This window comes from Actinoalloteichus fjordicus (assembly GCF_001941625.1).
Classification (GTDB): Bacteria; Actinomycetota; Actinomycetes; order Mycobacteriales; family Pseudonocardiaceae; genus Actinoalloteichus_A; species Actinoalloteichus_A fjordicus.
The window spans coordinates 4543973-4569731 of sequence record NZ_CP016076.1; the positions used below are offsets into that span (position 1 = coordinate 4543973).

A 25759-nucleotide genomic window follows, 5' to 3' on the forward strand; every position below is an offset into this window, starting at 1 on the left:
GGCCCCGCGCAACAGGAAAGAGGGGCCGAAGACAGGCTCTCGGCCTGTCTTCGGTCCCTCTCCGTCGTGAGCGGGGATCGGCGTGGCTGAGCAGGCTCCGAGTGCGCCTCGCCGACGTCGGATCGTCGTGGTCGGGCTGACGCTCGCCGTCACGATGATCGCCGGGTTCGCCGTGCTGCAGTCGCGGCAGACAGGCTCCGCTGCCTCCGCAGGCACCTCGATCGACGCGCTGTGGGCGGCGATACGCGGCGAACCCACTGCGGCCGACGGCAAGGTGGTCGACGGTCAGCGGCTCTCGGCCTTCGACGAGGAGGCGCCGGCAGTGGTGAGGCTCGACGCCGACCTGCTCGCCGCCCTTCGACGCGCCGCGACGGACGCCGAGGGCGACGGCGTCACGCTCGAGGTCACCAGCGGCTGGCGCTCACCGAGGTATCAGGATCGGCTGTTCCGGGACGCCGTCGCCGAATACGGCTCGCGAGAGGAGGCCGCCCGCTGGGTGGCGACCTCGGCGACCTCCGAGCACGTGTCGGGCGACGCGGTCGACATCGGCCCGTATGCGGCCATCGACTGGCTGGTCCGGTACGGCTCCGATTACGGCCTGTGTCAGATCTACGGGAACGAGCCGTGGCACTACGAGCTGCGACCGGAGGCGGCCGTCGAGGGCTGCCCGCAGATGTATGCGGACCCCACCGAAGACCCGAGGATGCAGCAGTGACGTCGACGCAGGTCACCGAGCGGGCCTTTCCGGTCACCCCGGTGAGGCCACCAACGTTGGAGACGCTCCCCCTCGCGGTCGCCGCGAACCTGGCGAGCGCACGGGCGCGGACGCGCAGCGCGATCATGGCCGTGGTCAAGGCCGACGGGTACGGCCACGGAGCGGTCCCGATCGCGACGGCCGCCGTCGACGCGGGCGCCGAGTGGCTCGGGGTGACGGACCTGGCCGAGGCCGCGACGCTGCGTGCGGCCGGACTCACGGTGCCGATCCTCTCGTGGCTGAACCCCGCCGGTGTCGACGCCTGCCTGGCCGCCGCCGAGCGGATCGACGTCGCCGTCGGGTCCGCCGACGAGCTGCGTGACCTCCTCGCCGGGGCCGAGGCCACCGTGCGGGTGCACCTCCAGCTGGACACCGGCATGGCCCGCGGCGGCTGTCCGCGTCATGAGTGGGACGAGCTGCTGGGTCTCGCCCGACGGGGGCAGCTGTCGCGGCGGATCGACGTCGTCGGTCTGATGGGACATCTCCCGCTGGCGGATCAGGCCGATCCCCCGACGAACCGGCCTGCCGTCGCTCGGATGCACGAGGCACGGCGGGCGGCGGCGAAGGCGGGTCTCGGTCCGCTGATCGTCCATCTCTCCGCCACGGCAGGCGCACTGACCGATCCGGCGACGCACTTCGGGATGGTGCGCATCGGCGCTGGACTCGTCGGCATCGACCCCTCCGAGACGGTCATGTTGCACGGGGCGTCCCGGCTGACGGCGTCGATCGTGCACAGCACCACCGTCGAGGCGCGCACCTCGGTGGGTTACGGCGGTGATCACGTCACCGATCGGCCCACCCGCCTCGGCGTCCTCGGCGTCGGCTATGCGGATGGGATCCCCCGCGACCTCGCACGGGATGCGGCGGTGGAGATCCACGGGCGGCGCTGTCGCATCGTCGGACGGGTCTCGATGGATCAGATCGTCGTCGACACCGGTCCGGACCCCGTCCCGCGCGGCACGACCGCGACGGTGTTCGGCCCGGACGGCGGCGCGACACCGAGCATCCACGACTGGGCCCGATGGGCCCGAACCATTCCGCACACCATCGTCACCGGCATCGGACCACGAGTGAGAAGGAGCATCGGATGAGACAGCGGATCCTGGTGATCGGCGGTGGACAGAACGCGGAGCACGACGTCTCGACGGCCACCGCCTCGGCCGTCGAGACGGCACTGCGCGAGAGAGGCTTCGAGGTCGACGCGCTGACCATCGGCCCGGACGGGATCTGGACGCACGCGCAGCAGTCGCTCGGGGTCCGCGCGATCGACTCGCTGGCGGCGGCGATGCGGATCATCGGACACGCCGACGTCGTCTTCCCCGCGGTGCACGGCGCGCTCGGCGAGGACGGGACCCTGGCCGCCCTGTGCGCTCTCGCGCAGACGCGCGTGGTCGGCTCGGACCTTCGGGCAGGCGCGATCGGGATGGACAAATGGGCGACCAAACTCGTCGCCCAGGCCGTCGGAATCCGCACCGCGCCGGGGCGGTTGGTGGCGGCGAACGAGATCGGCGACGTCGAGTTCGAGGGCGAAGTGGTCGTGAAACCGGTGGCGGGAGGCTCGAGCTTCGGCGTCACCCTGGCCCGCGATCCCGCCCGACTGCACGCCGCGCTCCGCACCGCCGCCGAGTTCGACCGGCGGATTCTGATCGAGGAGGTCGTCCACGGCCGGGAGATCGACGTCGCCGTGCTGGGCGAGGCCGACGGCACCCGCTGGGCGGCGCCGCCGCTGGAGATCCACGCGCACGGATTGTTCGACACCACGATGAAATACGACGGCTCGGCCCGATTCACCGTGCCCGCCGCGCTCGACACGGCAGACCACGCAGCCCTGACGAGGGCAGCGCTGACCATGTTCGACGCGCTCGGCTGCGCAGGGGTCGCCCGCATCGACTTCTTCCTCACCGACGACGGGCCCGTGCTCAACGAGGTCAACACCATGCCGGGGATGACGGCGGCCTCCCAGGTGCCGAGGATGTTCGCGGCGGCGGGCCTGACCTACGAGGAGCTGATGAGCCGCCTGGTCGACGGGGCGTCGGTGCCGGGCGTCGGGCTGCCGATCCACGCACGCGCAGCGAGGTGACCGCGCAGCGCAGAGAAGGCTGGCCCGACGTCGCCAAGGGCGTCTGCATCATCCTCGTCGTCCTCTGGCACGTCGTCACCAAGCACGTCGCGCACCTCGACTGGCCGGCGACCGCCGGGATGCCTGCGGTGTGGACGCTGCTCAGCGCGCTGTCACCGCTGCGGATGCCGCTCTTCTTCCTCGTCTCCGGACTGTTCGCCGCCCGCGCGGTGTGTTCGCCCCATGCTGCGACGGCGGTGCGGCGCACCACGGGGCTGATCAGCCTGTACGTCCTCTGGCTCACGATCCAGACCTTCGCGTTGGCGGCGGCGCCCGATTTCGACACGGCCCGCGCGACCGGCCTCGGCGAGTACCTCGCGCAGCTCACCGTGAGCCCCACCAACCTCTGGTACCTGCTCGCGCTCGCCGTCTACCTGGTCGTCGCCCGCCTCACCCGTACCCTGTCGACACCTCTCGTGCTGGGGTCGGCGTTCTTCCTCGCCTGCATCGCCTCGGCAGGACTGCTGCCGGACTGGGGGAACCTCTGGCAGCTGGTCCAGAACCTGTTCTTCTTCCTCCTCGGACTGCGGCTGCGTGGTCGGGTGGCGAACGTCGCCGCCTCGGCCACCCTGCCGTCGATGCTGGGGTTCGGGGCGGGCTTCGCGGCAGCCGTCGTCCTCGTCTCGATGCTGGACGCGCGCGAGTGGTTCGGCGTCTGGCCGCTGCTCTCCATCGTGGCCGTGCTCTTCGGGGTCACGGCGTGTGCGCTGCTCGACTCCCGGGTGCCGTGGCTGGCAACACCGCTGCGCCTGCTCGGTCAGCAGACCCTCCCGGTGTACGTCATCCACATGATCCCGCTCGCCCTCGTCCACCAGGCCCTGCGCGGCACGGCGGCGAGCGCGGCCCTGGCGACTCCGGTGCTGTCGATCATCGGACCGCTCCTGCTGACGACGGTGGTCGTCATCGGCTGCCTCGGCGCACACCGCGTACTGAACCGACTCGGTCTCGGCGTGCTGTTCGATCCGCTGGTCGTGGCTCGCCGGTTCCGGCGCAGCGCCGGGAAGGACAAGAGCTGAGCCCGAGCAGCAGGGTGGGAGGCCGCGCAGATCCGGCGGCCGATGTGTCCGGGGATCGCCGTCCCGACGCCGCCGACTCGACGCCGCCGTCTCGACGACGGTCGGTGGCTGGGACGATGCAGCCGCAGATGTAGAAGGCGGGCCGACCCGGCAGGCGGACCCGACCATGGAATCCCGTTCTGGCGTGCGCGGGCCCGGCCGGTGAACGTGCGCAGCGGGAACACGGCCGTGTTGGAGCGTCGAGTTGCCATTCACCCTGGCCCATCCCGCCGCGGTGCTGCCGCTGCTCCGTCGGCCGTTCGTCGCGGCAGCGCTGGTCGCGGGTGCCGTGGCGCCCGACCTCCCGTACTACCTGAGCAGCCTCGGTCTGGCCAGGGCAAGCGCCCAGGACTGGTACGGGGTGCTGCTGCCCAACGCCACGCAGACGCACTCGCTCGCGGGCCTGGTGCTCAACCTGCCGTTCGCCCTCGCGCTGGTCGCCCTCTACGGGATGGTGCGGGCGCCGATCACCGCGCTGCTCCCGGCCGGGGTCCGACTGCCGGGGCGGGAGCCGACGGCAGGCTGGCGAGCGAAGGCCCGGCACGCCCTGTGGCTGATCCTCTCCGCCGTGATCGGGATCGCCTCTCATCTGGTGTGGGACGCCGTGACCGTCTCCCGGCTGCTGCAGAACGCGAGCACGGTCGTCGGGGCAGTGGCGATCGGGTGGTATCTGTGGCGCCACCGACGCCGAATGCGCAGCCGGGACGAGGGGGACGCCCGCCTGAGTCCCGCGCTGCGGTGGAGCGTGGCGGCGCTGTTGGTCCTGACGCCCCTGACGGCCGTCGCCGTGGGAGTCCCCGGGGACTATCACGGCTTCCGCTCCGTGGAGGTGGTGGACTTCGACCGCCCGGTCACCGTCGACCTGGGGGACGGCCGGAGCGAGACCACCTACCCCGCCACGACGGTCGAGGCCCCGTTCGGCACCCTCGTCGAGGGCATGGTCACCGGGGCCGCCAAGCGGGCGGGCACCGCGTTCGCGGCCGTGCTGCTGCTGTACTCCGCAGCCTGGCAGATCGCCGCCGTGTCGCGCCGGTCGACGCCGAGGCCTGATTCCGCCGCCGTGTCGCGACGCCCGGCGCAGGACGGGGAGGCCACGACACCCGTCGAACGATAGCCGCGCCACCCTGTTCGAGGGGTGGTCTCGGTCGTTCGGCTGCGTCGTGGGATTCGACGTCGCCACGACGGACGGCCGTCGGCACCGGGACGTGCCTTCCTGCGACGGCGGCCCCCGGAATATCCTGGACCGGTGCACACGGCAGGAGCACGTGTCGTTCACCTGAGCATGGCGGGCAGCACCGCGCCGCCCTCCTTCGTGACGATGGCGCTTCTCCACTGGAGGATCGTGAGCCTGCTTCGACCGGCCGCCCACGAATCCCCGACGCTCCAGATCGCATTGATCTTGGGGCACAGGTGAGCGGGCAGCCGGGCGAGAATCCTGCTTCAGCGGACGACGGTCGCTCGTTGTGGCAGCGCGACTTCCGTCGCTGGCTCGGCAGTCGGACCATCTCGTCGGCGGGCACCGAGGCGCTCACCGTCGTCATTCCTGTCCTCGTCTATCAGCAGACCGGCTCCGCCGCGCTCACGGGAGCGACGTCGGCACTGATGTCGCTGCCGTATCTGCTCTTCGGTCTGTTCGCAGGCGCACTGGCCGACCGACTCAGCCGCAGGCGTCTCATGGTCGCCGCCGACCTCACGGCCGCCGCTGTCGTCGCGTCCGTTCCCGTCGTCTACCTGACCGGGTCGGTCGGCGCGGCGCACATCCTCGTTGTGGCGTTCGTCGCCTGGACGGCGTTCGTCTGGTTCGACGCCGCAGCATGGGGAGCGCTGATCAGCGTCGTCGGCCGAGACCAGCTGGTCCGCGCCAACTCGGTGATCTGGTCGTTCGGCATCACGGCCGGGATCGCGATGCCTGCGGTGGCGGGCGTGGTCGGGAGCGCCACTCACCCGAGCATGATGCTTGCCGTCAGCAGCGTGACCTACGCCGTCTCGGCGATCCTGATCCTCCGGATTCGCACGAACCTCAACCCCCGGATCGAGGGAGCCACCCAGCCCAGGACGTCCCTGCTGCGCACGATCCGGGCCGGACTGGAGTTCATCTGGCGAACGGTGGAGATCCGTCTGGTCGCCCTGGCCTCGGTGGGTCTCACGTTGTCCAGCGGTGCCGTCATCGGGATTCTCGTGGTGCATCTCGATCGAAATCTCGGCATCGCCGCGGACGACTGGCGGGTCGGCCTGTTCTTCGCCGCCGGTGCGATCGGCGCGCTGTCGGCGACGATCCTGCTGCCGTGGTCGACGAGGCTGATCGGGTCGGGCCGGCTGTCGGCCGTGGCCTTCACCCTGTACATCCCGGCCCTCGTCGCCGTCCTGGCGACGGAGCACTGGCTGCCCGCCCTGGGCTGCTGGGCGATCTGGTACTGCACCAACACGCTCGCGGTGATCAACGGGGTCACTCTTCGACAGCAGCTCACCCCGGACGAGTTACAAGGACGGGTCAACACCTCGGCACGGATGATCGCGCTCGGCGGCACCCCCGTCGGCGCGGTGCTCGGCGGTGTGCTGGCCGAGTCCGTCGGAGTCCGGGAGACGCAACTGCTGGCGATCATCCCGATCGCCCTCGCGGCGCTCGTCCTGTGGTTCTCCCCCGTCCGGCGGTTCGGCCTGCCGAGTTGACCGCGTCGCCGTGCGCCGCATCGAAGCGGACCGGGCTGTCGGCGCGCCGATCCGACATTCCCGAGACGTCGCGACGCTCGGCTCGGGCGATCCGGCGCTGCGCACTGTCGACACACCTCACGGCAGACGCACGAGAGGCTCCTCGCCGACGAGAGCGGGACCGGCGACCGAGCGATCCAGACGGGGCCGCCGTTCCTTGGATGATCTGACGCCGCCACACCGATGATCCGATGCGGAAGCCGTCAGGGAACTCGGGAACCGCCGGTTCCCTGGCAGACCTCCGCACGCTGCTCACCGATCACCGGCCTCGGCGGCCTGCACCGGCGGCACGTCGACCGGGACAACTCGGCTCCGCGAAGGACGTGCCTATCCGCGCACCACGTCGTCACGGCGGGTGCGGCCGAAGTGCGGCGGGACTCCGGCCGAACGTCGAGCCGACACGGCCGATCCGGTCGCCGGGCGGGCAGTTCATCGCCGACGCAGCGTCGCAGCCGTGAAGAAGGAGCCGAAACGGGCGACCGCGCGCAGCCTGCGGGCCGAGGTCGGCCCCGATCCGCGCAGCGATGCTCCCAGCCGCACGAGGTCGCGTGCACCGATCGACAGCACGAAGCGCTGCGTCTCCTTCGGACCGGCTGCGGCATCGGCGAGGGAGAGTTCGGCACGGAGGGTGGTCAGCCCGATCAGCAGCTCCAGCGGATTGCGAGACCGCACCGTCTTCACTCCCGACAGCTGCCACCGGCGGCCGTCGTCGTCGACGAAGTGCATCGCGTACGACATCGCCTCCCGTTCCCCCTCGGCGAACAGGGAGAGCGTTCCGCTGACGCGGGCCCGCGAGACGATGCCCTCGACGCTGACCACCCCGCGCATCGACACCGGGTGTGCCGCATCGGCCAGGAACGGGTCGATGCCGGGAATGTCCGCCTTCAAGGTCACGACCATCCTCGGTCGGTCTCCCCGGCGGGTCGCCATTCGTTCCCGGAAGGCCACACCGCCGCCCCTGGTCGAGGCAGACACCTCGGCGGTGGACGCGGAGCCTGCGGCCTCGGCTTCCCATGGATCAATCACGGCATTCCTCCACTTCGAGTTTTCTGGGGTGATGCGGCGGTGACCCGCGTCGCAGCCGACGGCGCCTGCCGAGAAGAGGGCGCGGACGTCGGATCGGGCGCCCACGTCCGGCGACGGCCTGCGACGGCCGGAGTTCTCGCCGCCTTCTCGACCAGGGAGGACACCGTGCGACGCCGTCGCCGCACGTCGTCAGCTCGCGCGCCAGAAGGGTGCGGCGCTGCCGGGGTCCTCACTGATGTCGGCGAGCAGTCCGGTGATGTCCGGCATCTCGTCGTACCGGCGCCGATGGATGGCGGCGATCTTCGCGCCCGTCTCCGGGTCGGGGTCGTCGGTGATGTCCAACGACACGAATTTGTCGACCATCGGCAGCCCGATCCGGTCGATCTCGCGGTGCGCCGGATGGTTCATCATCTTCTCGTAGCCTTCGACGTCCGTGATCGTGGAGACGGCACCGTACTCGTACTCCCCGCCGAATTCGCGACCGATGACCCACGATCTGACCGCCGGGAGACGGCCGCTCGCGCCGCGCATGCGCTCCAGTGCGGTCTCCACCTCCGCCACCGAGATGTCCGGCTTGAGGGTGAAACGAATGCAGTGCCAGATCATCTGGTGTTCCTTTCGATGTCGTTCGTCGAGACGGTCAGGCGGAGGGGAAGACGCCCGCGTGGTCGTGGGCGAAGTCGGTGATGTCGCGAGCGGGCCTTCCGGTGAGATCGGCGACGGCGGTGTGCACGTCGGCGGCCTCACCTCTCGCGTAGTGGGCGTAGTCCTCGACGAGACCGTCGAGCTGCCACAACGGAAGGAAGGCGGCCAGGGCGGTGGCGCGACGGCGCCGGTCCCGACCGGGACGAGATTGCTGCCAGGCACGTCGACGGGGCCGGACCGACCCGGAATCGCCTGCGCTGTGCGCCACCCGCTGATCGCGCCGAGCAGGACGGCGGCGGCAGGTCGACCAGCAGCAGGCTGCGGGACACCCGCTGAGGGGTTCGCATCACGATCGATGCGGTCTTCGTCGTCATCGGTTCTTCCTTGGTCAGCGAGTGCGTGCTTCCGCATCCGGCAGGCGGTGCGGCCCATGCGGACCGGGCGAGACCCGGTTCCAGGGCACGGTGATCAACGAGCAGGCCCCGGCGTCCGTCCGTTGCGGTGATCACAGCCACCCAAAAGAACGTGAGCGGTCACTATCATTAGGGCAAAAACAACACTCCGCCTGCGGTCAGGCGCCGGAGTCCAGGAACCGCTCGGCCCATTCGTCGGTTTCGGCACGAACGGACAGGTCCATAGACGCCGCAACCATGTACAACATGCCTTCGGCAAGAAAGGAGTGCGCCGTGTCGGTTCCGACCTGCGGCAAGACCTCCATTCGCTCGAAGGCATCCTGCGTCCAGCCCTGCATCACATCGCGGATGTCCGGGTCCTCACACGCCGCGTAGCCCTGAAGCAGGATGAGCATGATCTCGCGCCGTTCCATGAGATCGCCCCAGCCGTCCGCCATCGTCTGCAGCGGATTGACTGCCTCCTTCTCGCCGGGAATGAGCACCACCCGCTCGATCGTGGCAAACGTCTGTTTCAGTACTGCGATGAAGAGTTCCTTCTTGGTCGAGAAGATGCGGAACAGGTTCGGATGGGAGATCTCCACATCCTTGGCGATGGTCACGGTCGAGCCGCCGTGCAGCCCCTTGTGACTGAACTCCTTCAACGCCGCCGCGAGGATCTGCTCACGACGCAGCTCGATGCTGACCCGAGGCCTGCGTTCCCCCGCCATGGTTGATAGTTAACACTCACTACCGGGTCGGCGTCAACTCGGCACCGCGCAGGCGGCGGGCATCGCCGACCGGACGGACCCGCCGTGCGGATGACGTGGTCCATCCGCCTCTCCCCCAGCCCCGGTATGCCGCGCGTTCGCCCGCTCGCCGGGTCCCGGAACAACCGCCGACCGTACCGGGGAGGACGGCGAGCGGCAGGACTGCGGCCGAGCTGTCGCCGTGTCCTCGCCTCGGTCACCGGGTATGGGAGCGCCGAGAGCCCGAATGCCGACGCGAGCAGCTCGGCCAGCGCTGTGCCCGCCCGGCCCCGACGCCGGGCGGGCACAGTGAGCAGGCCGACTCAGGACTTCGACGTGCTCCCGGTCGACGCGCTCGCGGTCGACACCGCCTCGTTCGACACCGCCCCGGTTGACGCCGCCCGGTTCGCCGGATGCGCGTGCTCCAGCGAGGCACCCTCGACGTCGACGTCCGGCATGGCCTTGTCGAGCCACTTCGGCAGCCACCACGCCTTCTCGCCGAGCAGGTGCATCAACGCGGGCACCAGCACCATCCGGACCACGAAGGCGTCGAAGAGCACACCGATCGCCAGCCCGAACCCGAGCGGCCGGACCATGCCGAGGTGGCTGAAGACGAAGCCGCCGAAGACCGAGATCATGATGATCGCGGCAGCCGTGACGACCGCCCGCCCCTGCCGCAGGCCCTGCACCACCGCCGCCCTGGCGGGCATGCCGTGGACGTGCGCCTCCCGCATGCCAGAGACCAGGAAGAGCTGGTAGTCCATCGCGAGGCCGAACAGGACGCCCATGATGATGATCGGGCCGAAGCTCAGCACCGGGCCGGGCTCGTGCACGCCGAAGACGTCCGACAGCCAGCCCCACTGGTAGATGGCCGTGACCGCGCCCAACGCGGCGAACAGCGACAGGACGTATCCGGCCGTGGCGATCAACGGCACCAGCAGCGAACGGAACACCAGCACCATGATCAGCAGGGAGAGGCCGACGACGACCACCAGGTAGACCGGCAGCGCCTCCGCGAGCTTCTCCGAGACGTCGATGTTGCCCGAGGCCTGGCCCGCGACGCCCAGGGTCGCGTCACCCGACAGCGGCGTCAGCGACCGCAGATCCCGGACGAGGCCCTCGGTCGAGACGCTCGAGGGACCCTCCGCCGGCACCACCTGGAAGAGGAAGACGTCGCGATCGTCGGAGACGACGATGGGCGCCACGGCGGAGACGTCGTCGTGCTCCATCAGCTCTGCGGCGACCCCCGCCTGCGTCGCGGTCACCTCGGTCTCGCCCACCGCGTCCGACAGCTCGGCGACGACCAGCAGCGGACCGTTCATCCCGGGCCCGAACTCCGACTCGATGGCCGCGTAGGCCTGGTACTGCGTCGTGTCGGGCGATTCCGAGGAGCCCTCGGGCAGGCCGAGTCGCATCGAGAGCGCGGGGACCGCGAGCACGAGCAGTCCCAGGGTGGCCAGTGCGACGGCGCCGAGCGCGCGGGGAGTGCGCATCGGCTTGACCTCGGTCTCGGTGTGCCGTGCGTCGCCGATGGTCGCGCGAGCGCGACGCCCCAGCGCCCTGGTGCCGAGCAGACCGAGCAGCGCGGGCGTCAGGGTGATCGAGACCAGGACGGCGACCAGGACACAGGCCGCGCCGACGATGCCCATCGTGGCGAGGAAGGGAATCCCGGTCACGCCGAGCGCGACCAGCGCCACGATCACGGTGCTGCCCGCGAACACGACCGCGTTGCCCGCGGTGCCGTTGGCCAGGCCGATCGACTCGTCCACGTCCATGCCCGCCAGCAGCTGCTTGCGATGCCGGTTGAGGATGAAGAGCGAGTAGTCGATCCCGACCGCCAGACCCAGCATCACGCCGAGTACCGGGGTGACGGAGGCCATCGGGACGAGACCGGAGAAGGAGAGGGAGGCCGCGACGCCTACGCCGACACCGACGAGCGAGCTGAGCAGCGGCGTGACCGCCGGGAGGAAGGCCCGCATCATGATCAGCAGCACCAGGCCTGCCACGATGACGCCGATGACCTCGCCGGGGCCGAGGATGCCCTCGGTGGAGGCGGTGATGGTGGCCGACCAGTCGATGTCGACCCCGGCGATGTCGCCTGCCGACAGCACGTCGGCCACTGCGGCCTTCACACTGTCGGGCAGCTCGAACAGCGTCTCCTCGAAGGCGATGGTGGCGATGGCGGTGCGCCCGTCCGCCGACACCGTGCCGATGGAGGAGGCGAAGTCGACGAGCGCGCCGCCGTGCTCGAGTTCGGCCTCCTGCGTCTCGATCTCCGCCAGGCCCGCCTCCAGCTGCGCACGGCCCGCGTCCAGCTCGGCCTGCTGCTGCTCGAAACTCGCGGCGGCCTGCTCGTAGACGCCTGCGTCCTGCGCCTGCGCGATCGCGGCGTCGAGCTGCGCCTGGCCGCCCGCCAACTGCTCCGAGCCCGCGTCGAGTTCGGCGCGCGCCTCCTCGATCAGCTGTCGACCGCCGGTGACCTGCTCCTCGGCCTCGGCGCGCTGCGCCTCGACCTCGAAGGGACTGGTCACAGCCGTCACGCCGTCGACATCGTCGACCTGACCGAGCAGCGCGTCGATCTCCGCCCGCTGTGCGGTGTCGAACTCGTTCCCCTCGGTCGCGAAGACCACGGAGGCCGTGGCGCCGGTCAGCTCGGGGAACTGCTCGGTCAACCGGTCGTTGACCCGCTCGGTCTCGGTGCCGGGGATCGAGAAGCTGGAGGCCAGAGAGCCTCCGAGTGCGAGGAAGGCACCGCCCGCCGCCGCGAGCACGAGTATCCACGCGGCGATGACGGCCCACGCGCGTCGCGCGGAGAACCGTCCTAGTCGGTACAGGAGGTTGGCCACCAGGCGCCTTTCGTTGAATCGGACATTTCTTGCGGACGCCACCCTATCCAACGCCTGTCGGTTATCCGACTCGTGTCGGATAACTGTCGGAGTGTCCTCGGACACGTGAGAGGATCGCCGTCATGGACCCCCGAGTCGCCCGCACCCGCGCGAGCCTCCAGAAGGCCCTCCTGGACCTCGCCCGCGAGCGACCGCTCGACGAGGTCGCGGTCGGCGACGTCACGGCGCGGGCAGGCGTGAACCGCAGCAGCTTCTACCAGCACTACGCGGACAAGGAGACGCTGCTGGCCGAGGCGCTGGAGAACGCCCTCCACGACGTCTCCACGCAGCTGCCGGAGGTACCGATCGCCTCGGGGACGCCGACCATGCCCAGCGAGCTCATCACCTACCTCGAGCACATCGCGGCCAACGCGGCCGTCTATCGCCGGGTCCTCGGCGAGCACGGATCGACGGTGGTCACCGCCCGGCTGCGGCAACGAGTCGAGCTGATCGTGCGCGACGCGGTGGGCGCCGCCCACTCGCCTGCACACACGGACCTGCCCGTCGACGTCGTCGCCTCGGGGATCGCGGGCAGCGCCCTGGGGGTGATCACCGCCTGGATCGCGCGCGATCCACTGCCGCCGCCGGACGTCGCGGCGGACTGGCTGTGGCGCATGCTGCTGGGGATCGGCGCCTGGCGGCAGCCGGACTGACCAGGCCGAACACCGGCCCGCCCCGCTCGGCGCGTGGGCGGGGAGCGGGGGCCGTCGACGACGCCGACGAGGTCACCGGCCAACCACAGGTCCGTGATTCGTCGATCGTCTTGTCGTCGCGGGGGAACCGACGGGCAGGCAGGAGCGTCGAGTGATGGGACATCCCACCACTCGTTCAGGAGATCACGTGCGCCCAGCACTACCCTCGGTCGTCACCGCGACCGCCGCCGCCCTCGTCACCTTGGCGTTCCCCGCCACGGCGGCGGCTGCGGAGGCGATCAACGGCCCGATCCACTTCGGCTCCTCCTCCGTCATCAACCCGGACGGCACCGATGAGCGAAGGATTCCGGAGCGGGACACCCACACCTACTACTCCGACTTCCTGTCCTTCTCACCGGACGGGGAGAACACCCTCTACGTCACCTACGAGACGCCCGAGCCGGACTCGATGACCATGCTGGCCATCGACAATCCGGAGTACACCGCGCCTACGACACTCGTCACCAGCGGCGAACTGGACGCGTCCTACATCGGCAACGCCTCCTGGTCGCCGGACGGCGAGTGGATCGCCTTCCGCTTCGCCGACTCGAGCGGCTCACATGAGATGGGCATGATCAGGCCGGACGGCACCGACCTGACCGTGCTCACCGTGCCGAGCCACCTGGACAGCCACAGCGTGTCCTGGCTGCCGGACTCCTCCGGCATCGTCTACACCAGGTCTCCCGCGTTCGCGGAGAACTATCTCTGCACGATCACCATCACCACCGACAGCAGCGACTGCGTCGACCTGCCGGGCGGCCAGGAGTGGTTCTTCGACCGGGCACAGGTCTCTCCTGACGGCACGACCGTGCTGCTGACCAGCCAGATCGATGTCGATCCTGAGCTCGGGTCCACGTACGACCTGATGCACCTGAACATCGACGGAACCGGCATGGTCAACCTCACCGAGAACGAGACGGGCGACCAGACCACCGACGCCGTGTGGTCCCCGGACGGCACGGCGATCGCCTTCGTCCGCTCGAACTCGCTGTGGACGATGGACGCCGACGGCGGCAACGACACCCAGCTGAGCACCTCGTACGGCAACAACATCGCCTGGCAGCCCGTCTTCTGACCTCCCGCCTCGTCGCCCGGTGCCGATGATGCGGCGCCGGGCGGCGAGATTCCTCGGGCCGAGGCGGTCGCAGGACCCTGCTCCGCCGACCGCACCAGCGCCTCCCCACCGGACTCTGTTCGAGCGGTGGAGCACGGGTGGGCAGACCAACTCGCCTGCGACGTGTACCGAACCGGGGCCGCCGATCGCAGACGCCGGTCAGTGAGCCGTCAATCATTTGCCTTCGCGGGGGAACCGACAGGCCGCCTGCCCCGTCGAGGTGATGAACATCGACCACTCACTGGGGAGATCCGATGCGCCGAGCACTACCCGCGGTCGTCACCGCGACCGCAGCCACCATCCTCACCCTGGCGTTGCCCGCCACGGCCTCGGCCGCGACCAACGGCCCGATCCACTTCGGCTACTCCTCCGTCATCAACCCGGACGGCACCGGCGAGGGAAGCATTCCGAGCCGGGGCCTCTACTCCGACTTCCTCTCCTTCTCCCCGGACGGAATGAACACCCTCTACCGCAGCCAGGAGAGCACCGAGCCGAACGCGCCGACCACGCTGGTCATCGACAACGCGCAGTACACCGCGCCCCGCACGCTCGTCGACAGTGCCGAACTGGGCGTGTCCTACGTCAGCACCTCGGCCTGGTCGCCGGACGGCGAGTGGATCGCCTTCCGTTCCTTCGCCACCGACGGCTCGCGGGACATCGGCCTGATCAAGCCGGACGGCACCGACCTGACCATGCTCACCGTGCCGAGCCACCTGGACATTTTCAGCGTGTCCTGGCTGCCGGACTCCTCCGGCGTCGTCTACACCAGGTCTCCCGGCGTCGGCGACTACGAGCTGTGCACCACCACCGTGGCCACCGACGGCACCGACTGCGTCGACCTGCCCGGCGGACAGGAGTACTTCTTCGACCACGCCCGGGTCTCCCCCGACGGCACGACCGTGCTGCTGACCAGCCAGACCAGCGTCGACCCGGAGACCGGTTCCGTCTACGACCTGGTGCGCGTCGACATCGACGGCACCAACCTGGTCAACCTGACCGAGAACGAGGCGGGCAATCAGACCACCAGCAGTGCCTGGTCCCCGGACGGCACGGCGATCGCGTTCTCCCGCTACGACGGCCTGTGGACCATGGACGCCGACGGCGGCAACGCCACGCGGCTGAGCACCGCCAACGGCGACAACGTCGCCTGGCAGCCCGTCTCCTGATCCCGGCAGGCCGCCCGGCGCCGAACCGTCGGCGTCGGGCGGCCGGCTCACGAACCTCGGCGCGGCCCGATCCTCAGGCCGTACTCCGCACCGACGACACCGCCGACACTGCCGAACGAGGACCGCGCACCGCCCGGCAGGAGGCCCGTCGGAGCAGGTCCGCCCCGCTGTCCCGGCCAGGAGAGCAGCCCCGCCCCCGGTTTCGATTCTGCGCGACCGGCACGCAAGCCGGTCCGCAGCCACTACGCCGGGTCTCGGGGTGCAGCGAGACCAGGTGGTGATCGTCATGTCCACGAGGATTCGCGGCGGCATCGCGGCGCTGATCGCCGTGGGCGCGGCCGCCGTGGTGTGGTCGGTCGTGGTGATCGCCTCCTCGCCCGGCCGGGCCGTCGATTCGCCGTCCTCGAATCCGCCCGATCGATCGGGCGTCGAGAAAGTCGAGAGCGGCCCTTTCCTGAATTCGACTCCCGGCTACTGGACGCCCGAGCGAATGCGTTCGGCGAAACCCGCCACACCGATTCAGCCGTGATCACGTCGTGAATCCTGCTCTCGCGCACAGAATTCGTGATCCGGCGGCACGACGGCGGCGAATCTATTCAGGACGGATGACCACCCGGGTGTCCACCGCACAGCGTCGTCGAGCGCGGTGACTCGCGGAGCGGCCCGGCAGGTCAGCCGTCGGACATCCCGCCGTCCTCTCTTTCTCGTCAGCCCGAGATGAACTCCGCACGTGCGACCGACAGCGCTCTCGCGGTGCTCGTCGTGTTCGGCCAGCCGCGCCACCAGGAACGCGCGGACCTCCCGGTAGGTGTCCGGTCCGAGCGGCACCTGTCGTGAGACTCGGGTGTCCGCCGTTGCACCGGGCGGATCGATCACCGGTCGGCGCGGCTCAGGGCTCCTCGAACCAGTGAGCCGCCAGGGGAGCGGGGCGGGCCGCACGACGCCGTCGTGCGCCGTCGACCCCGCCGAGGACGAACCGCCGTCGGGATCGCACGGAAGCGGACCGACGGTTACCCGCTGTCGATCAGTTCGCCCTGTTCGTTCATTCCCACCTCGACCACCGCCTCGTTCTGGTAGTCATACGCAATCGGACGGTAGCCACTCGGCTACATGTCGTTTCGGAACTGGGAGGAAGACTTGAGCGAGCACCATCTGAGCCGTCGGACGGTCTTCAAGGCCGTGGGGGGAATGACCGCGGCGATGGCGCTGAGCGGCGTCACGCTCGCGGCGACGGCTCCGGCCGCCGCCGCACAGGACGGCTTCGGGCTGCGCGTCGTGGACAGCAGCGTCAATCCCGGGCGCATGCAGTACTACCGCTTCGCGACCGAGGCGATCGACTGGGACCCGGGCGTCAACGTCCTGCTCCCCGACGACTACCACACCAGCGGGCGCACCTACCCCGTCCTCTATCTGCTCCACGGCGGCGCCGAGGACTTCATCAGCTTCGACCGGAAGAACATCCGCGAGCTCACGGCGGGCAGGCCGATCATCATCGTCATGCCCGACGGCGGAGCGGCAGGCTGGTACTCGAACCCGGTCAGCTCCAACACCGGCCCTCGCAACTGGGAGCACTTCCACTTCGAGCAGCTGCGGCCGTGGATCGAGGCGAACTTCCGGACGTACGCGGAGTACGACGGCCGCGCCCTCGCGGGCTTCTCGATGGGCGGCTTCGGTGCGCTGAAGTACGCGGCCAAGTACTTCGGCCACTTCGCCTCCGTCAGCGCCCACTCCGGCCCGGCCAGCCTCCGTGGCACGGGCGATCTCGTCGTGCACTGGGCGAATCTGTCCTCGGCGGCGGTGGAACTCGGCGGCGGCACGGTCTACGGCGTGCCGTGGGACCAGGCCAGGGTCAGCGCCGACAACCCCGTCGAGCGGGTCGAGAGCTACCGCAACAAGCGGGTCTTCCTGGTCGCGGGCACCAGCCCCGACCCGGTCAACTGGTTCGACACGATCAACGAGGTCCAGGTGCTCAACACCCAACGGGAGTTCCGAGGTGCCCTGGACCGCGCGGGCATTCCGCATGAGTCACACGAGGTGCCGGGCGGTCACTTCTTCCGCCCCGACATGTTCATCCGCGACCTCGACGGCATGATCGCGCGACTCCGCAGGGCCTGAGCCGATCCGGCGCGGACGACCACCGTCCGGACCATGATCCGGAGATGATCCGGCGGGCGGACCACCGACCCCCGCCGGCCTGGGCGAGTGCCCAGGCCGGCGGGTCGGCGTGTTCTCAGCGACCGTCGGTTCGCCGGAGCCGGATCGGGTGAACCGACGGTCGGGCTGGTCGGGTCGGCATGGGCGTTGCAGCCTGCGTCGATCGAACGCGGCCGCCGCCTCTGCCCGACCGCGACGCCGCCCGCGGGCGGGCCAGGGTCAGCCTGCTGAGCCCGCGAGGGGCCTCCGCAGCCGCACGGAGACGGTCAGGCCCGGTCGGGCAGCCGATGGTCCTCGTCGAGGGCAGCACCGCGATCGGGCTTGTACTGGTCGAATCCTCGCGTGTCGCACTGGAGACCGCCGTTGATGCAGTGGGTGACCAGTGCCTCCAACGTCGCCGGGTCCCAGGCATTGAAGAAGTCGTAGTGCCACGAGTAGCCACGGCCGCTGGCCAGCCGCACATCGGACAGGTCACCGTCCACCGGGAAGGCGATCTTGTACTCGAGCATCGGCACCGGAACGGGATGCGAGGCGGTGCACTCGCCCGCCACCGGATAGGCCAGATGACTCTGGTGGTCGGCGGAGTCGAGGTTGACCCCGTCCCAGCAGCTCGGGGCCTGGTAACGAATGTTCACCTGGCTGCCTGCCGGGCAGTTCTCCGGGAAATCGTAATTGTGATAGCTGTCCCCGCATTCGAAGCCTTCGACCGTGCCCGGTGCGCTGCGGAACTCCTCCTGAGTCGCCATCGGACTACCGACGATGAGCCGCAGCCCCGGCGGGAAGGGCTGGACACTCGTGTAGTCCAGGACCCCGGACTTGTAGTAGACGACCTGCGGCCCGATCGGCGCGACGATCTCGTCACCGTTGTACAGGGTCGGGAACCAATAGGCGGACTTGTCGTCGGGCGCCCGACAGGACGTGTCGCCCGCGAGCAGCGATTCGTGCGTGCTGTAGGCATCGGTCGTGGTGTTGCCGATGAACGTGTGGTTGTGCGAGGCGCCGGGCATCCCGGGGAACATGATCGGGTCGTCGGCCGCGTGGTGGGTCACCGAGCAGTTGGCCTGGAATTCGTGATGAGTCGGCGCCTCCTGAGCAGCGGCCGGTTCGACACCGGACGACGTGACGAAGGCCGACGCGGTGAGCACCACGGCCAGAGAACTGGCGAGAAGCGAGAGTCCGCGTGCCATGAATCCTCCTTTTCGATTCCGAGCAGGCGCGGGCGAGCAGGCATAGATCGCCGGGAGGCCACCACGGCGATCGCGAAAGCCTGAGAATGCCGTGACGAGAGGACCGTCCAGGTCCATCGGAACAGAATTCGACCCGCGCAGGGCGGGCGGTCCGGGGCTCAGCATGCCCCTGAGAACGCACCCCGTCAAGGGCGGATGAATAAGTCATCAGATAAACGAATGCCCTTGATTCCGGCTCTGGAAAATTGACTGGTCACACTTCTCTCGCTACTCCAGAAGAACGAGTCGGACTACCTCGAGACGCTATTCGGACGCTTGACATCGACCGCACTCGGACCCAGAATCGTCTCTGAGAGAGCGCTCTCATACATTGTCGTCCACGGCGATCGTCTCGACAGACGAATCGCGACACGGGGCTGTCCTGCGCCGCTTCTTCAGCGCCTGCACCCGCCCGACCGATCCCACGCCCGCGAGGAGCCGCAGCTCCGGCCACCCGGCCCGATCCGGGTCCGTCCCGTGCGTTCACGGCAGCGACGAACACCAGCAGGAGGAACCCATGACCTTCGTCCCGTCCACCGGAGTGCGGCGGCGGAGAACGGCGCACGGTCTGACCGCGAGCCTCGCCGCGCTCACACTGCTCGTCGGCCACGCCATGGTCGCGATCTCGCCCGGCTCGGCCGAGGCCGCGCCCGTCCTGCTCTCCCAAGGACAGCCTGCCACCGCCTCCTCCGCCGAGAGCGAGGGCATGGCCGCCTCGGCCGCCGTCGACGGCGACCCCGGCACCCGCTGGTCGAGCACGTTCAGCGACCCGCAGTGGCTCCAGGTCGACCTCGGGACGAGCGCCACCCTCGATCAGGTCGTGCTGGACTGGGAGACCGCGCACGCGACCGCCTTCCAGCTCCAGGTGTCCCCCGACGGGGCGGCCTGGACCACGATCTACGAGACCACCACCGGCTCGGGCGGCCGTCAGACCCTGGACGTCGCCGGGACGGGCCGACACGTCCGAATGCTCGGCACCCAGCGGGCGGGCGGCTACGGCTATTCGCTCTGGGAGTTCCAGGTCTACGGCACGGCCGACACCGCACAGCCGCCCGAGGACCCCCGCCGCGTCGAGGTGACCGGCACCCACGGCGACTGGCAGTTGACCGTGGACGGATCGCCCTACCAGGTCAGGGGACTCACCTGGGGACCGTCCATCGCGGACGCGTCGACCTATCTGCCGGACCTGCGTTCCATGGGCGTCAACACCATCCGCACCTGGGGCACCGACGGGAGCACGCTGCCGCTGCTCGACGCGGCGGCGGCCGAGGACGTCACCGTGATCAACGGGTTCTGGCTCCAGCCCGGCGGCGGCCCCGGCAGCGGCGGCTGCGTCGACTACGTCACCGACACCGGCTACAAGTCCGACATGCTCGCCGAGATGGTCCGTTGGGTGACGGCCTATCGCGAGCACCCCGGCGTGCTGATGTGGAACGTCGGCAACGAGTCGCTGCTCGGCCTGCAGAACTGCTTCTCCGGTGCCGAGCTGGAACGACAGCGCGTGGCCTACGCGCAGTACGTCAACGAAGCGACCCTGGCGATCCAGGCCGTCGATCCGGACCATCCCGTCACCTCGACGGACGCCTGGACGGGAGCCTGGGCCTACCTGGAGGAGCACGCCCCCGCCCTGGACCTGTTCGCGGTCAACGCCTACGACGCCGTGTGCGGGATCGAGCAGGCCTGGCTCGACGGCGGCCACACGAAGCCCTACATCCTCACCGAGGGCGGGCCCGCAGGCGAATGGGAGGTCGTCGACGACGCCAACGGAGTTCCGCAGGAGCCGACGGACCTGGAGAAGCGGGCGGGATACACCGAGGCATGGGACTGCCTCACCGGACACGAGGGCGTCGCGCTCGGCGGCACGCTCTTCCATTACGGACTCGAGGAGGACTTCGGCGGCGTGTGGTTCAACCTGCTGCCGGGCGGGCAGAAGCGCCTCTCCTACGACGCGGTCGTCGAGGCCTACGGCGGCACCCCTCGGGCCAACACGCCGCCGGTGATCACCGACCTGCGGCTGAGCCGGACCCAGGACGTCCCTGCGGGCGGTACCTTCACGGTCGCCGTCGACGTCAGCGACCCCGACGGCGATCCGATCGCCTACGACATCCGCTTCAACGCCAAGTACATCGACGGCTCCGGCGCGCTGGTGCCCGCCGACTTCACCGGGTCCGGGCCGTTCACGGTGACCGCGCCACAGCAGCTCGGCGTGTGGAAGGTCTACGTCGTCGCCGAGGACGGGCAGGGCAACGTCGGCATCGAGACCAGGTCGTTCCGGGTCGTGCCGCCGACCGTGCCCGGTGAGAACGTCGCGCTGGGCAGGCCCACGACGGCGTCCACCTTCCAGGAGGTCGGTGACGGCGCACCGTACTTCCCGTGGCTGGCCACCGACGGCGATCTCGGGACGCGGTGGGCGAGCGACTGGAGCGATCCGCAGTGGATACAGGTCGACCTCGGCGAGTCCCGCGAGATCCGGCACGTCCAGCTGGTGTGGGAGACGGCCTACGGCCGGGAGTACCGGATCGAGGTCTCCGAGGACGGGACGTCGTGGACCACCCTGCACTCCACGACCACGGGTGACGGCGGCGTGGACGGCATCGACGTCGACGGCTCCGGGCGCTACGTCCGGCTGACGGGCACGGGCCGGGGCACCGGCTGGGGCTACGCCCTCTACGAGATGGGCGTGTACTCGCCGTGACTTGATCCTCGGCAGCTGCCCGCAGGCGTCCCAGCGGCGGCCACGGTGCCCGCGCCCTCCGCTGGGGCGCGGGCACCTGCGGTCGTGCAGACGGGCCCGCGCGCCGAGCGAAGTCGGCCTCGGCGGCCCGTACGCCGGGTCATGGATCGCTCGTGGGCGAGCCAGAGCGTGGCAGGCAGCACGGAGCGTGGCATGGTCTGGGGCCTCACCACGTTCGCCGCCGAGACGACGTGCCGGCTCCCGCGCAGGCTGCGCGGCGGCGCTGTGTCACCATCACGTGATCGCAGGCGAGTCGGCGGACGAGCCCTCGCGGCAGCCCGAGAGTTCGGCCAGGCTAACCTCAGTACGTCGACCTTCGGGTCGGCATCGCGACCGATCGAGGCGCTGTCACGGGCAGGCCGCGTCGGGCTGCCCGCCGGGTGCAATCGGTGGGAACTGTCGGCGCCTCGATCGGCGCCGACAGCGGCGGCGGCGGCGATGCCTTCGCGTGCTCACTCGAATCGTGCGCCCGACTCCGACCCGAATTGTCGAGATTCTCGACGGTGCCGCCGACTCTTCGTCGCATCGGCCGTTTCTCCGCCACCGCGGTGTCCGCCCCTCCACCGCGGTGTCCGCCCGCTCGAGAAGCCGTGGGGAACGGCGGTATCGAGGCTCCCGCCGACACCCGCCTGGATTTTGGTGACGTCTTGGTTCGGCATTGGAATGGCAGGCAAGACTCGAGTCGTCCCCGATTCTCGCGAGGAGGTGTCTCGTCATGAAGAAGACCAAGAAGATCAAGGTGCGCAAGGCCGGTACGGTCCGGCTCACCGCTGCGGCATGCGCCAATTACAACAGCGTCATCAGCTGATGGTGAGCGGGGTGCGCAGGCCGGGCCGGAGACGGCCACGTCGTGCGCACCCCGGTCTGGCAGATCATCTCGGCCGAGGAGAGGAATGTCGGTGGCGAACGGCGACGTCGATCTGGCGATCGACATGGACAGTCCGGTGGGACTGCATCCGCTGGTGTTCCTCGTCGACGGCGACGAGGTGACCATCGGACGTTCGGACATCGACTCCTACGGCATCTTCCCGGCCGAGGGCGCCGACGTCGTCCGCAGGCTCGCCGACGGACAGACCCCTCAGGCGGTGCAAGAGTGGTTCGAACGCACCCATGACACAGGCATCGACATGGCCGACCTGATCGGCACGCTCGGCGAGTTGGAACTGCTCAAGGCAGGCGATGGCGAATCCGACACCGAACCCCCTCCGGTGCGGTTCGTCTGGCTCGGCCGTGCGCTGTTCTCCCTCCCGGCGCTGGTCACCTATGCCTGTCTGATCGTCTGGGCGACGGCGATCGCGGTGGCCCGCCCGGAACTCGCACCGCACTACGAGAACATCTTCTTCACCGAGTACTTCTCGGTAGTCCAGGTGACGCTGTTCCTCGTGGCGATTCCGCTCGTGCTGGTGCACGAGTCCTTCCATGCGCTCGCCGGGCGGAGGCTGGGGCTGCGCTCCCGGCTTCGGATCGGTCGGCGCCTCTACTTCGTCGTGATGGAGACCTCGCTCGACGGGCTGGTGGCGGTGCCGAGGACGAAGCGTTACCTGCCGATCCTCGCCGGAATGCTCGCCGACGTCGTCGGCATCGCCGTGTGCATGATCGTCGCCGACCTGACCCGCGAGTCCGACGGCGGACTCTCCGGCCTCGGACGATTCCTGCTCGCGGTGGCGTTCGCGGCCCTGCTGCGGGTCGTCTGGCAGTTCTTCTTCTATCTGCGCACGGACGGGTACGTGCTGATCTGCACCGTGCTCGGCTGCGTTGATCTGCACGGAGCCGCCCGGCGGATGCTCGGCAATCGGGTGAACCGCCTCCTCGGCAGGCGGGACCGGATTCTCGACGAGTCGACGCTGCATCCAGTCGATCGACACGCAGCCCGCTGGTACGCGTGGCTGGTCGTGGGCGGCTACACCGTGAGCCTCACGACCTTCGTCCTGGCAGGCGCCCCCGTGCTGTATCGGATCGCCACGGGAGTCCTCGGCAGGTTCGGCGGCGACGCCCCCTCTGCCGAACTGCTCGACTCGTTCGTGTTCGCCTGCCTCGTGCTCATCCAGGCCGTCCTGCTCGGCTGGCTCATGCTCCGCGACCGCCGACAGGCACGCGCCGCCCGTCCGACTCGCCACGTCATCGCGTGACCGTGGCGCCGTGTCAACCAGTCCTTGACGATCATTCGAGGGGGCACCACATGCATCGGCACATCTGGATCAGGGCAGAACGGAAGCGAGACCGCGAGCGCGCCAGGTCCGGCCTGGCGCTCCCGCCGAGCCTGGCCGTCGTCGACGCGCACCGCAGGCTCCGAGGGCCTTACACCGCAGCGGGCACCGTGATCCGCGAGATCGTCGACGACCTGCTGGCCCGATGTCCGGAGCTCGGCGAGCGGCACAACATCGAGCTGCTCACCAGTACTCCCGAGACGGCCGGGCGAGTGCCGGTGGCCTGGCACACCCTGGAGTGGGCGGTCGAGGCCGCCGAGCGGACCCGCTACTACTCCCGTCTGCACACGCGCAACCTCGCCAACGGACTGGCCGAGCTGCTCCGCGACTATCTCGCCGCGCTCGGCGACGGGCCTCGGACCCTGGTGGTGGAGAACGCGCATCTCGCCGACGCCACCGATCACGAGTTCCTCAGCGTGTTGTTGCGGCGGGGCGACCTGCCGCTGTTGACGGTGGTCGTCGGCACCGGAGTCGACGGGGTCGAGGACCCGCCCGGCGAGATCGACGTGTCGCTCGCGTCCTGCCTCGAACACCACACCCGCCGAGTGGACGTGCCCTGCGACGCGTCGCCGTCGATCCCGGCCGCGGCGGAGGCCGACCGCACGATCCTTGCGAAGTCCTACGTGGATGGCGACTGCACCTCAGACGATCCCGCCCTCGTCGGCGCGTACGAGGCCTGTCCGGAGACGACCCGGCGGGAACTGCACGACGCCCGGTCCGAGGAACTCGCCGCCCTGCCGGACTTCTCCCTGCATCTGGGCGCCGTCCCCTTTCATCTGGAGCGCGGCTCCGATGCGGCAGGCGCGGGCGTGACGGCGCTGCGCAGGGCACTGGACCACTGCCGCAACATCGGGCTGTACCAGGCCGCGGCCGATCTGGGGTACCGGGGAATCGCGGTCACCGATCCGGAGTCCTCCCCCGAGGCGTGGTGGCACTTTCTCCTGACCACCGGCATCGTGCTCGCCTCGGTGGGCCGGGCCGCCGAGGCAGAGGCACTGTACGTCCGAGGCAGGGCGGCGACGACCGACGCACTGACCCACCTGGGCATGTCCTACTCCACGGCGATGCTGCACGCCCGGCACTATCCGGAGGCGCAGCGCGACTACACCGCCGCCCGCGCGTGGATGAACCAGACGATCACCATCGCCGAACTGCTCCCGGAGCCGAAGCAGCGCGCCTTCCAGTCGGTCTTCGCGCACAACGGACTCGCCCTGGTCGAGGTCCGAGAGAAGCACCCGCAGACGGCGCTGGCGATGCTCAACGCAGGAATGGCCCGGCTGGACCGAGAGCTGGAGCCCGAAGAGCACGCCCTGCATCGGCTGGTGCTGCGATACAACCGCGCGCAGGTCTACGGCGGGATGGGCCGGTGGGAAGAGGCACTGGCCGACTACACCTTCGTGACGGACCGAGATCCGCGATTCCCGGAACATCACTTCAACATCGGCAACATCCTCCGCAGGCTCGGGCGCGACGAGGAGGCGCTGACCTGCTATCGACGCTCGCTGGAGCTCTCGCCGCCGTACCCGGAGGCCTGGTACAACATCGCCGACACCCTGCTGACCACGGGCGACGACGAGGGTGCTCTCGAGGCCTTCGACCACGTCCTGGAACTCGACACCGGACATCTCGACGCCCTGGTCAACCGCGCCGCCCTGCTGGCCGATCTGGATCGGCCTGCGGAGGCGATGCGCGACGTCGACGCCGGGCTGGCCCTGGCCCCCGACGACGTGCTGCTGCTGTGTCTGCGCGGCAGGCTGCTCGCCGAGCGCGGCGAACACGCGGCCGCCGTTGAGACGCTGACGAAGGTGGCCGAACTCGATCCCCGGTCTGCCGAGGCCTGGGCGATCCGGGGATCGATCGCCGTGGAGGTCGGCGAACTCTCCGAGGCGGGCAGCTATCTCAGCAGGGCGATCGAACTGGACGACCGGCCCGAGACCCGATTCAACCGGGCCGTCGCCTACGAGGAGTCCGGACTGCTGCACGAGGCGCTGGCCGACTATGACGCGGTGCTCGCCTCGGTGGACGACGAGGATGCCCGCGAGGGCAGGCGGCGGTGTCTGGTCGCCGCAGGCGACGGGCGGCGGCCGTGACCGTCCATGTCCCGGCGGCGGGTCACTCCCCGGCGGCGGAGGCGA

The 25759-nt window shown here is 69.8% G+C and carries 20 protein-coding genes; 14 read left to right on the forward strand and 6 right to left on the reverse strand.

Annotation, left to right across the window (positions count from 1 at the left end):
* Positions 1 to 82 precede the first annotated feature (82 nt).
* The 6 genes from UA74_RS19310 (at position 83) to UA74_RS19335 (ending at position 6598) form a co-directional block, all read left to right on the forward strand.
* Complete coding sequence (locus UA74_RS19310) at positions 83 to 715, forward strand: M15 family metallopeptidase (RefSeq protein WP_232237336.1); 633 nt, start codon at positions 83 to 85, stop codon at positions 713 to 715.
* Positions 712 to 1845 carry an alanine racemase gene (gene alr / locus UA74_RS19315; RefSeq protein WP_075741518.1) on the forward strand — a complete coding sequence of 378 codons (1134 nt, stop codon included), beginning with the start codon at positions 712 to 714 and terminating at the stop codon, positions 1843 to 1845. The genes UA74_RS19310 and alr overlap by 4 nt, the downstream gene beginning before the upstream one ends.
* A complete protein-coding gene (locus UA74_RS19320; RefSeq protein ID WP_075741519.1) occupies positions 1842 to 2834 on the forward strand; it encodes a D-alanine--D-alanine ligase family protein in 993 nt (330 codons plus the stop codon). Before alr ends, UA74_RS19320 begins: the two co-directional genes overlap by 4 nt.
* The gene (locus UA74_RS19325; RefSeq protein ID WP_075741520.1) at positions 2831 to 3889 is read left to right on the forward strand and encodes an acyltransferase family protein; all 1059 of its coding nucleotides are present in this window, start codon (positions 2831 to 2833) and stop codon (positions 3887 to 3889) included. Before UA74_RS19320 ends, UA74_RS19325 begins: the two co-directional genes overlap by 4 nt.
* Before the next feature lie 244 nt (positions 3890 to 4133).
* Positions 4134 to 5042 carry a DUF4184 family protein gene (locus UA74_RS19330; RefSeq protein ID WP_232237337.1) on the forward strand — a complete coding sequence of 303 codons (909 nt, stop codon included), beginning with the start codon at positions 4134 to 4136 and terminating at the stop codon, positions 5040 to 5042.
* 296 nt (positions 5043 to 5338) lie between these two features.
* Positions 5339 to 6598, forward strand: coding sequence for an MFS transporter (locus UA74_RS19335; protein WP_232237338.1), 1260 nt, complete (start codon positions 5339 to 5341; stop codon positions 6596 to 6598).
* 468 nt (positions 6599 to 7066) lie between these two features.
* Here UA74_RS19335 and UA74_RS19340 read toward each other — a convergent pair whose 3' ends face one another.
* From UA74_RS19340 to UA74_RS19360, 5 genes are all read right to left on the reverse strand, one after another.
* Entirely contained in the window at positions 7067 to 7663 is a 597-nt protein-coding gene (locus UA74_RS19340) for a hypothetical protein (RefSeq protein ID WP_157434305.1), read from the reverse strand.
* A 189-nt stretch (positions 7664 to 7852) separates the two neighbouring features.
* Positions 7853 to 8269, reverse strand: coding sequence for a Dabb family protein (locus tag UA74_RS19345; RefSeq protein ID WP_075741522.1), 417 nt, complete (start codon positions 8267 to 8269; stop codon positions 7853 to 7855).
* Between the two features lie 34 nt (positions 8270 to 8303).
* Positions 8304 to 8576 carry a hypothetical protein gene (locus tag UA74_RS33715; RefSeq protein WP_075741523.1) on the reverse strand — a complete coding sequence of 91 codons (273 nt, stop codon included), beginning with the start codon at positions 8574 to 8576 and terminating at the stop codon, positions 8304 to 8306.
* 303 nt (positions 8577 to 8879) lie between these two features.
* Positions 8880 to 9428: a TetR/AcrR family transcriptional regulator gene (locus UA74_RS19355; protein WP_075741524.1), complete on the reverse strand. Its 549-nt coding sequence runs from the start codon at positions 9426 to 9428 to the stop codon at positions 8880 to 8882.
* A gap of 341 nt (positions 9429 to 9769) precedes the next feature.
* The gene (locus UA74_RS19360; RefSeq protein ID WP_075741525.1) at positions 9770 to 12292 is read right to left on the reverse strand and encodes an MMPL family transporter; all 2523 of its coding nucleotides are present in this window, start codon (positions 12290 to 12292) and stop codon (positions 9770 to 9772) included.
* Positions 12293 to 12414: 122 nt separating this feature from the next.
* Between UA74_RS19360 and UA74_RS19365 the strand changes: the two genes are divergently transcribed.
* The 5 genes from UA74_RS19365 to UA74_RS19385 all read left to right on the forward strand — a co-directional run bounded on the left by UA74_RS19365 (position 12415) and on the right by UA74_RS19385 (position 17418).
* Positions 12415 to 12984, forward strand: coding sequence for a TetR/AcrR family transcriptional regulator (locus UA74_RS19365; protein WP_075741526.1), 570 nt, complete (start codon positions 12415 to 12417; stop codon positions 12982 to 12984).
* A gap of 187 nt (positions 12985 to 13171) precedes the next feature.
* Complete coding sequence (locus tag UA74_RS19370; protein WP_198042786.1) at positions 13172 to 14098, forward strand: TolB family protein; 927 nt, start codon at positions 13172 to 13174, stop codon at positions 14096 to 14098.
* Positions 14099 to 14391: 293 nt separating this feature from the next.
* Complete coding sequence (locus UA74_RS19375) at positions 14392 to 15303, forward strand: TolB family protein (protein WP_075765072.1); 912 nt, start codon at positions 14392 to 14394, stop codon at positions 15301 to 15303.
* A gap of 286 nt (positions 15304 to 15589) precedes the next feature.
* Positions 15590 to 15832 carry a hypothetical protein gene (locus tag UA74_RS19380; RefSeq protein WP_157434306.1) on the forward strand — a complete coding sequence of 81 codons (243 nt, stop codon included), beginning with the start codon at positions 15590 to 15592 and terminating at the stop codon, positions 15830 to 15832.
* Positions 15833 to 16440: 608 nt separating this feature from the next.
* Positions 16441 to 17418, forward strand: a complete 978-nt coding sequence (locus tag UA74_RS19385; RefSeq protein WP_269466414.1) for an alpha/beta hydrolase — start codon at positions 16441 to 16443, stop codon at positions 17416 to 17418.
* 305 nt (positions 17419 to 17723) lie between these two features.
* Here the strand turns inward: UA74_RS19385 and UA74_RS19390 are convergent, their stop codons facing one another.
* Positions 17724 to 18644 (reverse strand): DUF1996 domain-containing protein, encoded by a 921-nt coding sequence (locus tag UA74_RS19390; RefSeq protein ID WP_075741531.1) that lies wholly within the window; start codon positions 18642 to 18644, stop codon positions 17724 to 17726.
* Between the two features lie 556 nt (positions 18645 to 19200).
* Here UA74_RS19390 and UA74_RS19395 point away from each other — a divergent pair.
* From UA74_RS19395 to UA74_RS19405, 3 genes are all read left to right on the forward strand, one after another.
* The gene (locus UA74_RS19395; protein ID WP_075741532.1) at positions 19201 to 21378 is read left to right on the forward strand and encodes a discoidin domain-containing protein; all 2178 of its coding nucleotides are present in this window, start codon (positions 19201 to 19203) and stop codon (positions 21376 to 21378) included.
* Positions 21379 to 22310: 932 nt separating this feature from the next.
* Positions 22311 to 23546, forward strand: a complete 1236-nt coding sequence (locus UA74_RS19400) for a hypothetical protein (protein WP_075765076.1) — start codon at positions 22311 to 22313, stop codon at positions 23544 to 23546.
* 50 nt (positions 23547 to 23596) lie between these two features.
* The gene (locus UA74_RS19405) at positions 23597 to 25714 is read left to right on the forward strand and encodes a tetratricopeptide repeat protein (RefSeq protein ID WP_075741534.1); all 2118 of its coding nucleotides are present in this window, start codon (positions 23597 to 23599) and stop codon (positions 25712 to 25714) included.
* Positions 25715 to 25759 lie beyond the last annotated feature (45 nt).